General features: G+C 70.5%; 9 protein-coding genes. 6 read left to right on the top strand and 3 right to left on the bottom strand.

The features are described from left to right. Positions 1–16 precede the first annotated feature (16 nt). Entirely contained in the window at positions 17–1,801 is a 1,785-nt protein-coding gene (gene thiC, locus ACZ6I3_RS19325; RefSeq protein WP_469415932.1) for a phosphomethylpyrimidine synthase ThiC, read from the top strand. A 74-nt stretch (positions 1,802–1,875) separates the two neighbouring features. On the opposite strand, the gene ACZ6I3_RS19320 is transcribed toward thiC, so the two are convergent. The 3 genes from ACZ6I3_RS19320 to ACZ6I3_RS19310 form a co-directional block, all read right to left on the bottom strand. Continuing rightward, a complete protein-coding gene (locus tag ACZ6I3_RS19320; RefSeq protein WP_469415931.1) occupies positions 1,876–2,742 on the bottom strand; it encodes a hypothetical protein in 867 nt (288 codons plus the stop codon). 183 nt (positions 2,743–2,925) lie between these two features. Continuing rightward, positions 2,926–4,017, bottom strand: coding sequence for a metallophosphoesterase family protein (locus tag ACZ6I3_RS19315; protein WP_469415929.1), 1,092 nt, complete (start codon positions 4,015–4,017; stop codon positions 2,926–2,928). A gap of 308 nt (positions 4,018–4,325) precedes the next feature. Beyond that, positions 4,326–5,438, bottom strand: a complete 1,113-nt coding sequence (locus tag ACZ6I3_RS19310) for a LacI family DNA-binding transcriptional regulator (protein ID WP_193479117.1) — start codon at positions 5,436–5,438, stop codon at positions 4,326–4,328. Positions 5,439–5,869: 431 nt separating this feature from the next. On the opposite strand from ACZ6I3_RS19310, the gene hisC reads away from it, so the two are divergent. The 5 genes from hisC to ACZ6I3_RS19285 all read left to right on the top strand — a co-directional run bounded on the left by hisC (position 5,870) and on the right by ACZ6I3_RS19285 (position 14,380). Continuing rightward, on the top strand, positions 5,870–6,949 hold the full coding sequence (hisC, locus tag ACZ6I3_RS19305; RefSeq protein WP_469415927.1) for a histidinol-phosphate transaminase: 1,080 nt from the start codon (positions 5,870–5,872) through the stop codon (positions 6,947–6,949). A 222-nt stretch (positions 6,950–7,171) separates the two neighbouring features. After that, on the top strand, positions 7,172–8,680 hold the full coding sequence (locus ACZ6I3_RS19300) for a cytochrome ubiquinol oxidase subunit I (protein ID WP_469415926.1): 1,509 nt from the start codon (positions 7,172–7,174) through the stop codon (positions 8,678–8,680). Between the two features lie 20 nt (positions 8,681–8,700). Beyond that, complete coding sequence (gene cydB, locus ACZ6I3_RS19295) at positions 8,701–9,705, top strand: cytochrome d ubiquinol oxidase subunit II (protein WP_469415924.1); 1,005 nt, start codon at positions 8,701–8,703, stop codon at positions 9,703–9,705. A 12-nt stretch (positions 9,706–9,717) separates the two neighbouring features. Continuing rightward, the gene (gene cydD, locus ACZ6I3_RS19290; protein WP_469415923.1) at positions 9,718–13,206 is read left to right on the top strand and encodes a thiol reductant ABC exporter subunit CydD; all 3,489 of its coding nucleotides are present in this window, start codon (positions 9,718–9,720) and stop codon (positions 13,204–13,206) included. Positions 13,207–13,327: 121 nt separating this feature from the next. Beyond that, the gene (locus ACZ6I3_RS19285) at positions 13,328–14,380 is read left to right on the top strand and encodes a M23 family metallopeptidase (protein ID WP_469415921.1); all 1,053 of its coding nucleotides are present in this window, start codon (positions 13,328–13,330) and stop codon (positions 14,378–14,380) included. The last annotated feature ends 37 nt before the right edge of the window (positions 14,381–14,417 follow it).

Here is a 14,417-nt window from a genome sequence, read left to right as displayed (position 1 = left end):
GTAGGGAGTAGGTCTCATGACCGACAAGGACGCACGCACGCCTGCCTCCGTTCCGGACGCACAGTCCCAGGAGGCCGGGAAGTCCATCGGCTGGCACAAGGCGTACGTCGAGGGCACCCGCCCCGACCTGCGCGTGCCGGTTCGTCAGGTGCATCTCACCAACGGCCAGGCGGTCACGCTGTACGACACGTCGGGCCCGTACACCGATCCACTCGTCGACACCGACGTCCGCAGGGGCCTGCCGCCGCTGCGCGAGAACTGGATCATCAGCCGCGGAGACACCGAGGAGTACGCGGGCCGTCCCGTCCGTCCCGAGGACGACGGCATCAAGCACACCTCGCCCCGCGGCGGCCTCCGCAACCTCGACGCCGTCTTCCCCGGCCGCCCGCGCCAGCCGCGTCGCAGCCGGGACGGCGAGGCGGTCACGCAGCTCGCGTACGCCCGCCGCGGCGAGATCACGCCCGAGATGGAGTACGTGGCCATCCGGGAGAACGTCTCGCCCGAGGTGGTCCGCGACGAGATCGCCGCGGGCCGGGCCGTACTGCCGGCCAACGTCAACCACCCGGAGATCGAGCCGATGATCATCGGCAAGAGGTTCCTGGTGAAGGTCAACGCCAACATCGGCAACTCGGCGGTGACGTCCTCCATCGAGGAGGAGGTCGAGAAGATGACCTGGGCGACCCGCTGGGGCGCCGACACGGTCATGGACCTCTCCACCGGACGCAACATCCACACCACGCGTGAGTGGGTGCTGCGCAACTCCCCCGTCCCCATCGGCACCGTGCCGCTCTACCAGGCCCTGGAGAAGGTCGACGGCCGGGCCGAGGATCTGACCTGGGAGGTCTACAAGGACACGGTCATCGAACAGGCCGAGCAGGGCGTGGACTACATGACGGTCCACGCGGGCGTGCGCCTGGCCTATGTGCCGCTGACGGCCAACCGCAAGACGGGCATCGTCTCCCGCGGCGGCTCGATCATGGCCGCCTGGTGCCTCGCGCATCACCGGGAGTCGTTCCTGTACGAGAACTTCGAGGAGCTCTGCGAGATCCTCGCCGCGTACGACGTCACGTACTCGCTCGGCGACGGCCTGCGGCCCGGGTCCATCGCGGACGCCAACGACGAGGCGCAGTTCGCGGAACTGCGCACCCTCGGGGAACTCAACCGGATCGCGAAGCGTTTCAACGTACAGACCATGATCGAAGGCCCGGGCCACGTCCCGATGCACAAGATCAAGGAGAACATCGACCTTCAGCAGGAGATCTGCGATGAAGCTCCGTTCTATACGCTCGGCCCGCTGACCACGGACGTCGCGCCGGCGTACGACCACATCACCTCCGGCATCGGTGCCGCGATGATCGCCTGGTGGGGCACGGCCATGCTGTGCTACGTCACACCCAAGGAGCACTTGGGCCTGCCGAACCGTGACGACGTCAAGACCGGCGTCATCACCTACAAGATCGCCGCCCATGCGGCCGACGTCGCCAAGGGACATCCGGGTGCCCAGGAATGGGACGACGCGCTGTCCGACGCCCGCTTCGAGTTCCGGTGGGAGGACCAGTTCAACCTGGCCCTCGACCCGGACACGGCACGGGAGTTCCACGACGAGACCCTGCCGGCGGAGCCCGCCAAGACGGCTCACTTCTGCTCGATGTGCGGTCCCAAGTTCTGCAGCATGAAGATCTCGCAGGACATCCGCCGTGAACACGGCGGCACACGGACCGAGATCGAGGAGGGCATGGCACAGAAGTCGAAGGAGTTCGCGGCGAGCGGGAACCGGGTGTATCTGCCGATCGCGGACTGATCCGGACGCACACAGGCCGCGAGGGCCGAGGGCTGGGGACACATGGTCCCTGGCCCTTGGCCTGCGGGTCCCGGCTACTCCGGCTGGTGTTCCGGTCCTCCGTAGTCCGGGCTGGTGTAGTCCGGGCTGCTGTAGCTCGGCCGCGAGCCGCGGTGGCCCTCGTCCGGGCTGGTGAATCCCGGGCGGTCGTAGCCGAGGTGCGGGATGCGGCTGATCGGAGTGGACGGGGAGGTGTGGTGCAGCGCGGCGGCCGTGTCCGGGCTGACGAGTGCCTCGCGCAGGAAGGGCAGGATGCCCCGCTCCAGCAGGGCCTCGTGCCAGGCGTCCCTGGCCAGGGCCACCTCCCCCTGCAGTTCGCCGTACGGACCGCCTTCGGCCGTCGGCTTGTTGCGCAGGGCGGTGAGCAGCAGTCCCACCGCGGCGACCAGGATCGCCACCGCGGTCACGGCGCCGAACACCCAGCCCGTGGTGAGCATGGTCCGGGCGAACGCCTGCTGGGGGTCGAGCATCTGCAGGATGTAGCCGACGAGCAGGAAGATCGCGGCGGCGGTTCCGGCCAGGACGGGTGCGAGGACGGCGACGACGGCGACGGCGCCCGCGCCGGCGGTCTCGGCGACCTCTCCCATGGCGGCGGCCAGCCCCGCCGGGCCCGTGCCCGACTCGGAAGAGCCGGACTCGCGCACGGCCGCCGGGCTGGAAGACGCCGGCTGGCGCAGTTCCTCACGGACCTTGACGTAGTGCTGGTATTCGGTCGACGCGGCCGCCGTGATGAGTGCGGTGGCGTTCAGCGCCATGGTGCGCAGTTGTTCCGAGTTCAGCCGCTGTCCGACAGCGGTCAGTTCCGGACGGTGTGGTGCGGAGCGCAGCACCTCATCGAGGATCCGCTCGTATTCCTGGCGGTCCTCGCTCAGCAGGTGCTGCGGAACGCTGTTCATGTGCATCCCCCGATGCTCCGTAGGGCTTGGGGCTCGGCATGCTGACGAGCCGTCGGGCAGAAACGGAGGGGAGCCTGCTACGGATAAGCCGATGGTAGAGCCGTGGAGGTAGGCGGTGACAGGGGGTTTACCGAAATTGGCCCTTCACCCGTCCGGTCCCATGACGGGAAACGCCTGCCCGGTGAACGTTCACGTATCCAGCGGCAGTTGCTGGACCAGCAGCTTTCCGGCCATGGTCACGCCGCCGTCCATCGCGATGGCGAGTCCGTCGGCGTAGACGTGCGGACCCTCGATCACCGGGTCGTCGCTGTCCTCGTCCTCCTCGGAGCCGACCTCGCCCAGCAGATACGGAATCGGGCTGTGCCCGTGAACGATGCGGGTGCCCCCGTACGTATCGAGCAGGGAGCGCACGGCGTCCGCGCCGCCCTCGTCGCGGAAGGAGAACCGCTTGGTGAACTTGCGGAACAGGTCCCAGACCTCGTCCGCGTCGTTGCGCGTGATCGTCTCGCGGACGGTGTCGTTGACCTCTTCGATGGAGCGGCCGTAGTCGAGGTAGGCGGTGGTGTCGGAGTGGACGAGCAGATGACCGTCGACCTCCTCGACGGCGTCGAGACGGGCCATCCACTGCAGGTGGTGGTCCTGGAGGCGGTCCATGTCGGTCTTCTGGCCGCCGTTGAGCAGCCAGGCCGCCTGGAAGGTGGCGGTGCCCGCGCCGGAGTTGACGGGGGTGTCGCCGAACCGCTTGGCGCCGAGCAGCAGCAGCTCGTGGTTGCCCATGAGCGCCTTGCAGTAGCCGCCGGCCGCCGCGGCCTCCGCGGACAGCCGCATCACCAGGTCGATGACGCCGATGCCGTCCGGGCCGCGGTCGGTGAAGTCGCCGAGGAACCACAGCCGCGCGGTGCCCGCGCACCAGCGGCCGTCGGCGTCGAGGAGGCCCTTCTCCTGCAGAGCGGCCACCAGCTGGTCGAGATAGCCGTGTACGTCGCCCACGACGTACAGCGGGCCCTGTCCGGTGTTCGGGGGCGGGGCCGCGGCGGTTTCCGGGTCGACGGTCACCTGGACAGTGTCACCCCGGTTGACCACGGGAAGGTCGCGCTGGGTCGGCGTGTATCCCTCGGGATAGGTCTCCTCGGGCGGCGGAGCGACCTCGCCGGGGCTCGCGCTCTGGACGTACGGACCGGTCTCGTGGACGTACGCGGGCACCCGGAAGTCGCGCAACGTCGCCGTGCGCTCCACCTCGGGTCCCTGACCGGCCCCCTGAGTCATCGACCCCTCCACCATCAAGCCGCATCTGCACCGCAGCGGACTGCCTGGTCGTAGCGGCCCGCCGGTGTCGTGGGCCCATCATAGGAATGCGGATCGCGCCATGTGATGACCCAGGGGTGGTGAATCAGAGCAAGAGTCCAGTTCACCGCGGCTTTCGCCCCGATTGGGCCGGGCTTTGACCACCGTGTGACCGTCCTCGCTTTCCTTCTCTTCGCGAGAACGATCCCTTCTCTGCGGGGGACCGGCCCTGTTTCTCCCCGGGGACGGGACTTTCCCCGGCCCGGGTCCGAGGTACCGGACCCGGGGGTACCCGGAGACCGGAACTACGCCCCTTCGGGGGATCGCGGCGGGCTGACCGTCGTGCGCGGCGGGCGTCGCTGGGACGAGGTGCGCACGATCAGCTCCGTCGGTATCACCTGCTCGACCGGGCGGTCGGATTCCACTCCCTCGATGGCGTCGATGAGGAGCTGCACCACCGCCGTGCCGATGCGGCGCGGCTTCAGGGAGAGCGTGGTGACGGGGGGCTCGGTGTTGGCGTAGACGGTGGACTCGCTGCAGCAGACCAGCAGCAGGTCGTCCGGTACGCGCAGGCCGTAGCGGCGGGCGGCGGCGAGCAGGTCGGTGCCGTTCGGGTCGAACAGCCCGTAGACCGCGTCGGGCCGGTCGGGGCGGGCGAGGAGCCGGTCGGCGGCGACGGCGCCCGCGCACGGATCGTGCGCCGGATAGGCCTCGTACACCGGATCCTGGCCGACGCGCTCGCACCAGCGCAGGTACGCGGTGGTCGACAGGTGGGTGTACGTGTCCGTCGTCGTGCCGGTCAGCAGGCCGATGCGGCGGGCGCCGGCGTCGGCCAGGTGGTCGAGGATGCCGAGGACGGCGGCCTCGTGGTCGTTGTCGACCCAGGCCGTGACCGGCAGGGAGCCGGCCGGGCGGCCGTCGGAGACGACCGGCAGACCCTGCCGGACGAGTTCGCTGACGACCGGGTCCTGGTCGGAGGGGTCGATGACGACCGTGCCGTCCAGGGCGACGTTCGACCACACGTCGTGGCGGGAGGTCGCGGGCAGGATGACGAGGGCGTAGCCGCGGGCGAGCGCGGCGGAGGTGGCGGCTCGCGCCATCTCGGCGAAGTACGCGAACTCCGTGAAGGTGAAAGGTTCATCCCCGTACGTCGTCACGGTCAGGCCGATGAGTCCCGACTTGCCGGTACGGAGTGTCCGGGCGGCGGCCGAGGGCCGGTAGCCCAGCCGGTCGGCGACCTCGCGGACATGGCGCCGGGTGGCGTCCGGGAGCCTGCCCTTGCCGTTGAGGGCGTCGGAGACGGTCGTGATGGAGACTCCGGCGGCGGCGGCCACGTCTCTGATACCCGCCCGACCCGGCCGACTGCCTCGACGTGAGGTTTCCGCGCGGCTCACCTGGTGCTTCCCTGCTGCTGTCATGGCGAGCCGATAGTAGGGCTCATGCGGTGGGGTAGTGCGGACGCATATGCATACGTTGACAGGCACGTTTCTGCATGATCATTAACCCTCAATTACCTTGGAAACCAAGGGAGTTAAGCGCCCCCATGCCAGTACGTGGCTTGTCGGCCCGCACAAGCCTGCCAAGGGGGCGAGGTTGCGAAGAGGTCTCAACTCACCTTCACGGGGGATGCGCGCCACGGCGTACACCACCGGCGCGTAGATATATGTAGGGCGCGCCCCCGGTTTCGTACGCCTTCGTGCGGCGATGCCCCTGATGCCGGTGGGACGGGGGAGTCCGGCGTTCACCGCTCCGCCGCGGGTGTACGCAGCGGCGCCGAATCCTCATAAGGTGAGGAGTATTGGATGTCGGCGGCGGTCATGGGCCGCCGGTCTTCGCGAGGAGGACTGCGGTGAGCGAGACGAGCCCCAAGCTGCGCGGCGAGCTGGAGGGAATCCCCACCTACAAGCCGGGCAAGCCCGCCGCGGCAGGCGGGCCGGTGGCCTACAAGCTGTCCTCCAACGAGAACCCGTACCCGCCGCTGCCCGGCGTGATGGAGACCGTGACGGCGGCGGCCGGCAACTTCAACCGCTACCCGGACATGGCCTGTACGGCGCTGATGAACGAGCTGTCCGAGCGGTTCGGCGTGCCCCTCTCCCACCTGGCCACCGGCACCGGGTCGGTCGGTGTGGCCCAGCAGCTGATCCAGGCCACCTCCGGCCCCGGCGACGAGGTGATCTACGCCTGGCGGTCCTTCGAGGCGTACCCGATCATCACGCAGATCAGCGGGGCGACAGCGGTCCAGGTGCCGCTGAACGCCGGTGACGTGCACGATCTCGACGCGATGGCCGACGCGATCACCGACCGGACCCGGCTGATCTTCGTCTGCAACCCCAACAACCCGACCGGCACCGTCGTGCGGCGGGCGGAGCTGGAGCGCTTCCTCGACCGGGTGCCCGGAGACGTGCTGGTGGTGCTCGACGAGGCCTACCGCGAGTTCATCCGCGACCCCGAGGTGCCGGACGGTGTCGAGCTCTACCGCGACCGGCCCAATGTCTGCGTCCTGCGGACCTTCTCCAAGGCGTACGGCCTGGCCGGTCTGCGCGTCGGGTTCGCCATCGCCCATGAGCCGGTGGCGGCTGCGCTGCGCAAGACGGCGGTGCCGTTCGGGGTGAGCCAGCTCGCGCAGGAGGCGGCGATCGCCTCCATGCGTGCCGAGGACGAACTGTTCGGCCGGGTCGGTTCGCTGGTGTGTGAGCGCACGCGCGTGGTCGACGGGCTGCGCGCCCAGGGCTGGACGGTGCCCGAGACCCAGGCCAACTTCGTGTGGCTGCGGCTGGGGGAGCGCACGGTCGCCTTCGCGCAGGCGTGTGAGCAGGCGGGTGTGGTGATCCGGCCGTTCCCGGGTGAGGGCGTGCGGGTCACGGTCGGGGAGACCGAGGCGAACGACATCTTCCTGAAGGTGGCGGAGGGGTTCCGTAAGGAGCTGTAGTGCTCCGTGAGCCAGGCTTTGAGTCAGCCCTTGGGTCAGGCGGCTCTACGACCTGCCGGGCGGCCGTTTCACGTGAAACGGCCGCCGCGGTGAGGTGCGGAGTGGGCCAGGAGGGGCCCTTTGGTGCCGCCAGGAGGGGCCCCCTTTGGGACTCGAAAGGCCGTGCTGCATAATGGCTTGTGAATGTGAACGCTTTCACAAGCGTATGTAAGGAGCGGCGACGTGGACCTGGCTCTGGCGCCGGAGACCCTGGCGCGATGGCAGTTCGGCATCACCACCGTCTACCACTTTCTGTTCGTCCCCCTGACGATCTCGCTGGCCGCCCTCACGGCCGGACTGCAGACCGCCTGGGTGCGGACGGAGAAGGAGAAGTACCTCCGGGCGACGAAGTTCTGGGGCAAGCTCTTCCTGATCAACATCGCGATGGGTGTGGTCACCGGCATCGTGCAGGAGTTCCAGTTCGGCATGAACTGGTCCGACTACTCGCGCTTCGTCGGTGACGTCTTCGGTGCGCCACTCGCCTTCGAGGCGCTGATCGCCTTCTTCTTCGAGTCCACCTTCATCGGCCTGTGGATCTTCGGCTGGGACAAGCTGCCCAAGAAGATCCACCTGGCCTGCATATGGATGGTCTCGATCGGCACGATCCTGTCGGCGTACTTCATCCTCGCGGCCAACTCCTGGATGCAGCACCCGGTCGGCTACCGGATCAACGAGGCGAAGGGGCGCGCCGAGCTCACCGACTTCTGGCTGGTGCTGACCCAGAACACCGCGCTCGCCCAGGTCTTCCACACGCTCACCGCGGCCTTCCTGACCGGCGGCGCCTTCATGGTCGGCATCGCCGCCTTCCACCTGGTCCGCAAGAAGCACGTCCCCGTGATGAAGACCTCGCTGCGGCTGGGCCTGGTCACCGTCGTCATCGGCGGCATGCTCACCGCGATCAGCGGCGATGTCCTCGGCAAGATCATGTACGAGCAGCAGCCGATGAAGATGGCCGCGGCCGAGGCACTCTGGGACGGCGAGAAGCCCGCGCCCTTCTCGATCTTCGCCGTCGGCGACGTCGACAAGGGACACAACAAGGTCGCCATCGAGATCCCCGGCCTGCTGTCCTTCCTCGCCAAGGACGACTTCACCTCGTACGTCCCCGGCATCAACGACGTCAACAAGGCCGAGCAGGAGAAGTACGGCCCCGGCGACTACCGGCCCAACATCCCGGTCGCCTACTGGGGCTTCCGCTGGATGATCGGCTTCGGTATGACGTCGTTCGCCATCGGTCTGGCCGGGCTGTGGCTGACCCGGAAGAAGTTCCTGCTGCCACAGCACCTGAGGGTGGGCGAGGACGAGGTGCCGCATCTCGTGCTCCTGCCGAACAAGGCGCTCGGCCCGACCCTCACCAAGTGGTACTGGCGCATGGCGATCCTCACCCTGGGCTTCCCGCTGATCGCCAGCTCCTGGGGCTGGATCTTCACCGAGATGGGCCGCCAGCCCTGGGTCGTCTACGGCCTGTTCCAGACGCGTGACGCGGTCTCCCCCGGTGTCTCCCAGGCCGAGGTCATCACCTCGATGGTCGTCTTCACCACGCTGTACGCGATCCTCGCCGTCATCGAGGTCAAGCTGCTGGTCAAGTACGTCAAGGCGGGCCCGCCCGAGCTCACCGAGGCCGACCTCAACCCGCCCACGAAGATCGGCGGCGACTCCCGAGACGCCGACAAGCCGATGGCCTTCTCGTACTAGGCCGAGGGAGCTGCACAGTCATGGAACTGCACGACGTCTGGTTCGTCCTGATCGCCGTCCTGTGGACCGGCTACTTCTTCCTGGAGGGCTTCGACTTCGGGGTCGGTGTGCTCACGAAGCTGCTCGCCCGCGACCGGCCCGAGAAGCGGGTGCTGATCAACACCATCGGGCCCGTCTGGGACGGCAACGAGGTCTGGCTGCTCTCCGCGGGCGGTGCCACCTTCGCCGCCTTCCCCGAGTGGTACGCGACGCTCTTCTCCGGCTTCTATCTGCCCCTGCTGCTCATCCTGGTCTGCCTGATCGTCCGGGGTGTGGCCTTCGAGTACCGCGTCAAGCGGCCCGAGGAGAGCTGGCAGCGCAACTGGGAGACGGCGATCTTCTGGACCTCGCTGCTCCCCGCGTTCCTGTGGGGTGTGGCCTTCGGCAACATCGTGCGGGGCGTGAAGATCGACCAGGACTTCAACTACGCCGGCGACGTCCTGGACCTGCTCAACCCGTACGCGCTGCTGGGCGGTCTGGTCACGCTGGCCCTGTTCACGTTCCACGGGACGGTGTTCGTCGGCCTCAAGACCGTCGGGGACATCCGGGAGCGGGCACGGAAGCTGGCGCTGCGCGTCGGACTGGTGACCGCCCTGCTGGCTCTCGCCTTCCTGCTGTGGACGCAGGCCGACCGCGGCGACACGGCGTCGCTCGTCGCGGTGGTCGTGGCCGTCGCGTCCCTTCTCGTGGCGCTGGTCGCGGCACGGGCCGGGCGTGAGGGCTGGGCGTTCGCCCTGTCGGGACTCACCATCGTGGCCACGGTGGCGATGCTCTTCCTGACGCTCTTCCCGAACGTCATGCCGTCGACGCTGAACCCGGAGTGGAGCCTGACGGTCACCAACGCCTCGTCCAGCCCGTACACACTGAAGATCATGACCTGGTGTGCCGGGATCGCCACCCCGATCGTCCTGCTCTACCAGGGCTGGACGTACTGGGTGTTCCGCAAGCGGATCGGTACGCAGCACATCGCCGAGACCGCGCACTGAGGTGTGTTTCACGTGAAACCAATCGATCCGCGTCTGCTCCGGTACGCCCGTGCCACCCGGGACTTCCTGGGGGCGGTCGTCGCCCTGGGTGCCGTCGGGGCGGGGTTGGTCATCGCGCAGGCGATGCTCATCGCCGAGGTGGTGGTCGGGGCCTTCCAGCACCGCATGCCGGTGTCCGAACTCGGCACTCCCCTGCTCCTGCTGGCTGCCGCCGCGGTGGGCCGGGCGCTGGTCGGCTGGCTCACCGAGCTCGCCGCGCACCGGGCGAGCGCGGCGGTGAAGTCCGAGCTGCGGGGGCGGCTGCTGGAGCGCTCCGTGCGGTTGGGACCCGGGTGGCTGAGCGGGCAGCGGACCGGTTCGCTGGTCGCCCTGGCCACCCGGGGCGTCGACGCCCTCGACGACTACTTCTCGCGATATCTGCCGCAGTTGGGTCTCGCGGTGGTCGTGCCGGTGGCGGTGCTGGCGCGGATCGTCACCGAGGACTGGGTCTCCGCGGCCATCATCGTGGGCACCCTGCCGCTCATCCCGGTCTTCATGGTCCTGATCGGCTGGGCCACCCAGTCCCGGATGGACCGTCAGTGGCGGCTGCTGTCCCGGCTGTCCGGGCACTTCCTGGACGTCGTCGCGGGGCTGCCGACGCTGAAGGTCTTCGGCCGTGCCAAGGCTCAGGCCGAGTCGATCCGGCGGATCACCGGCGAGTACCGGCGGGCGACCATGCGGACGCTGCGGATCGCCTTCATCTCCTCCTTCGCGCTGGAGCTGCTCGCGACGATCTCGGTGGCGCTGGTCGCCGTCACGATCGGCATGCGGCTGGTGCACGGAGAGATGGACCTGTACATCGGCCTGGTCATCCTGATCCTGGCACCGGAGGCGTATCTGCCGTTGCGGCAGGTCGGGGCGCAGTACCACGCGGCGGCGGAGGGGCTCGCCGCGGCCGAGGAGATCTTCGAGGTCCTGGAGACGCCCGTGCCGGCGTCCGGGTCCGAGGCCGTGTCCGTGGGTGCGCTGGCGTTCGAAGGCGTGACGGTCCGGTACCCGGGGCGCTCGGCGGACGCCGTGTCGGACGTGTCCTTCACCGTCGAGCCCGGGGAGACGGTCGCCCTCGTCGGGCCGAGCGGATCCGGAAAGTCGACGCTGCTCAGTGCGGCGCTGGGTTTCGTGCGGCCTGCCGAGGGGCGGGTGCGGGCCGGGGGAGCCGACCTGGCCGATGCCGACCTCGAGCAGTGGCACTCCCGGATCGCGTGGGTGCCGCAGCGACCGCATCTGTACGCCGGGACGATCGCCGAGAACGTACGGCTGGCACGGCCCGACGCCGACGACGACGCCGTACGGCGGGCGCTGCGGGACGCCGGGGCGCTGGAGTTCGTGGACGCCCTGCCTCAGGGCGCGGAGAGCGTGCTCGGCGAGGACGGGGCCGGGCTGTCGGCGGGGCAGCGGCAGCGGCTCGCGCTGGCCCGGGCGTTCCTCGCGGACCGGCCCGTGCTGCTGCTCGACGAGCCGACGGCCGCGCTGGACGGGGCCACCGAGGCCGAGGTCGTGGCCGCGGTACGGCGGCTGGCGGCCGGGCGGACGGTGCTGCTGGTGGTGCACCGGCCGGCGTTGCTGGGGGTGGCGGACCGGGTGGTGCGCCTGGCCGAGCCCGAGACGACCGCCGCGCCGGTCGCGCCGGCCTCGGTCCCCGAGCCGGGTTCCGTCGAGGGCGAGCCGCCCGCCCCGGTCGATGCGGCCGAGCCCAACGGGGAATCGGCCTCGGGCAACGTCCTCACGCGCGTTCGCGCCATGTCCGGTGCCCGGCGCGGGCGGCTGGGACTCGCCCTGCTGCTCGGCAGCCTCGCGCTCGGGAGCGCCGTGGGGCTCATGGCCACCTCCGGGTGGCTGATCTCGCGGGCCTCGCAGCAGCCGCCCGTGCTCTATCTGATGATGGCCGTGACGGCGACGCGGGCCTTCGGGATCGGGCGGGCCGTGTTCCGGTACGCCGAGCGGCTGGTCTCGCACGACGCTGTGCTGCGGATGCTGGCGGACACCAGGGTCGCGGTGTTCCGCCGGCTGGAGCGGCTGGCTCCTGCCGGGCTGCGCCGGACCCGCCGGGGTGATCTGCTCTCCCGGCTCGTCGCGGATGTGGACGCGCTGCAGGACTACTGGCTGCGGTGGCTGCTGCCGGCCGGGGCGGCCGTCGTGGTGTCGGCCGCGTCCGTCGGCTTCACGGCGTGGCTGCTGCCCGAGGCCGGGGCCGTGCTCGCGGCCGGGCTGCTGGCGGCGGGCGTGGCTGTGCCGCTGATCACCGGTGCCGTGGCGCGGCGGGCCGAGCACCGGCTGGCCCCCGCCCGCGGCGTACTGGCGACGCGGGTGGCCGATCTGCTCACCGGCACCGCGGAGCTGACCGTCGCCGGGGCCCTGCCCGCGCGGACCGCCCGGGCACGTGAGGCCGACGGGGCGCTCACCCGGATCGCCTCGCGCGCCGCCACCGCCACGGCCCTCGGCGACGGGCTCACCGCGCTGATCTCCGGCCTGACCGTCACGGCCGCCGCCCTGGTCGGGGCTCAGGCGGTCGCGGCGGGGCGGCTGGACGGCGTGACCATGGCCGTCGTCGTCCTCACCCCGCTGGCCGCCTTCGAGGCCGTGCTCGGGCTGCCGCTCGCCGTGCAGTACCGGCAGCGGGTGCGCCGGAGCGCCGAGCGGGTGTACGAGGTGCTGGACGCCCCGGCGCCCGTGGGGGAGCCGGAGCGTCCCCGGCAGGCGCCCGCGTCGCCGTTCCCGGTGGCCGTCAAGGGGCTGACCGCGCGGTATGAGGGGCAGGACCGGGACGCGCTCGCCGGGCTCGACCTCACTCTCGAGGAGGGCCGTCGGGTCGCCGTGGTCGGACCGTCCGGCTCCGGCAAGACGACGCTGGCGCAGCTGCTGCTGCGGTTCCTGGACGCGCGTGCGGGTGCGTACACGCTGGCGGGCGTGGACGCTTACGCCCTGCACAGTGACGACGTACGGAAGCTCGTCGGGCTGTGCGCGCAGGACGCGCACCTCTTCGACAGCTCGCTGCGCGAGAACCTGCTGCTCGCCAGGAAGGACGCCACCGAGGACGAGCTGCGTGCCGCGCTCGGCCGGGCCCGGCTGCTGGACTGGGCAGGCGGCCTGCCCGACGGGCTCGACACGCTCGTCGGCGAGCACGGGGCGCGGCTGTCCGGAGGGCAGCGGCAGCGGCTGGCCTTGGCCCGCGCGCTGCTCGCCGACTTCCCCGTCCTGGTGCTCGACGAGCCCGCCGAGCACCTCGACCTGCCGACGGCGGACGCGCTCACCGCCGATCTGCTGGCCGCGACCGAGGGCCGTACGACACTGCTCATCACCCACCGGCTGGCGGGCCTGGAAGCGGTCGACGAGGTGCTCGTGCTGGATCAGGGACGGGTGGTGCAGCGGGGGTCGTACCCGGAGCTGGTGGCCGCGGACGGGCCGTTGCGGGAGATGGCGGAGCGGGAGGCGGCGTCGGAGGAGCTTGCGGGAGCGCGGTAGCCGCCTGGAGCACCCCGCACCGGGCCGGGGCCGCGCGCACTGATCCATTCGGAGCAGCCGGTCCCCCAGCCGTACGACGTGAACAGGACCGGGCCCGCGAGGCTGGGCGAGGATCGCTGACATGCGCTCATATCGCCGCTATCGCCTGCTCGTTCCGGTGCTGCTGTGCGCGCTGGCGGCCCTCGCGGCCCGGCCGACGGCGGCGGACAAGGAGCCCGGGGGCGGCGGGGACACGGGCATCAGCGCCGCGGTGGCGCGGCTGTACGAGGACGCGGCGGTGGCGACGCAGCTGTACGAGGCCGGTCGCAAGGAGGCCGACGAGCAGCGGGCCAAGGCACAGCGGGCGGAGGCTCTCCTGGACACTCAGCGGCGGCACATCGCGGGCCTGAACGAGGACCTGGGCCGCATCGCCCGTGCCCAGTACCGGGGCAGCGGTGGTCTGCCGGTGGCCGCGCAGATGATTCTCGCCGACAGTCCCGACGACCTGATGCGAGGTCAGCACGCGTTCTCACAGACGAATCTCGCCGTGAACAACGCGATCTCCAAGAGCCGCCGGGCCGAGGCACGGCTCACCGCGGACGAGGCCAAGGCCGCCGCCGAGTGGGAGGCGCTGGAGAAGCGGAACGTCCGACTGGCCGACCTGAAGGCCGGTATCGAGCAGAAGCTCGAGGAGGCCCGCTCGCAGCTCCAGGGGCAGGCCGACGCCTCGGTCGCCGCCGGGGCGTGCCGTGGGGCCGTCCGGCTCGACCAGCCGGAGACCGGGTTCACGAGTGCGTGGGTCGCGCCCGTGGAGACGTACGAGCTGTCCGCGTCCTACGGCAGCGGCGGGGCGCGGTGGTCGAGCCGGCACACCGGGCAGGACTTCGCGGTGCCGATCGGCACGCCGGTGCGGTCCGTGGGGACGGGCCGGGTGGTGACGGTGTCCTGCGGCGGGCCTTTCGGCATCGAGATCGTGCTGAAGCACGCGGGCGGCTACTACACGCAGTACGCCCATCTCGCGTCCGTCGCGGTCGACCAGGGGGAGCACGTCAGCCCCGGCCAGTGGATCGGCCAGTCGGGGACCACCGGCAACTCCACCGGACCGCACCTGCACTTCGAGACCCGGGTCACACCGGAGATGGGCTCGGCGGTGAACCCGGTGTCGTGGCTGGAGGCGCGGGGGGTGGCGCTCTGACGGAGCGGCTCGACCGCTCCAGGAAGAGCGGGCGGCA

It is taken from the genome of Streptomyces sp. NPDC041940, assembly GCF_055589465.1.
This window is presented reverse-complemented; position numbering and strand designations above follow the sequence as displayed.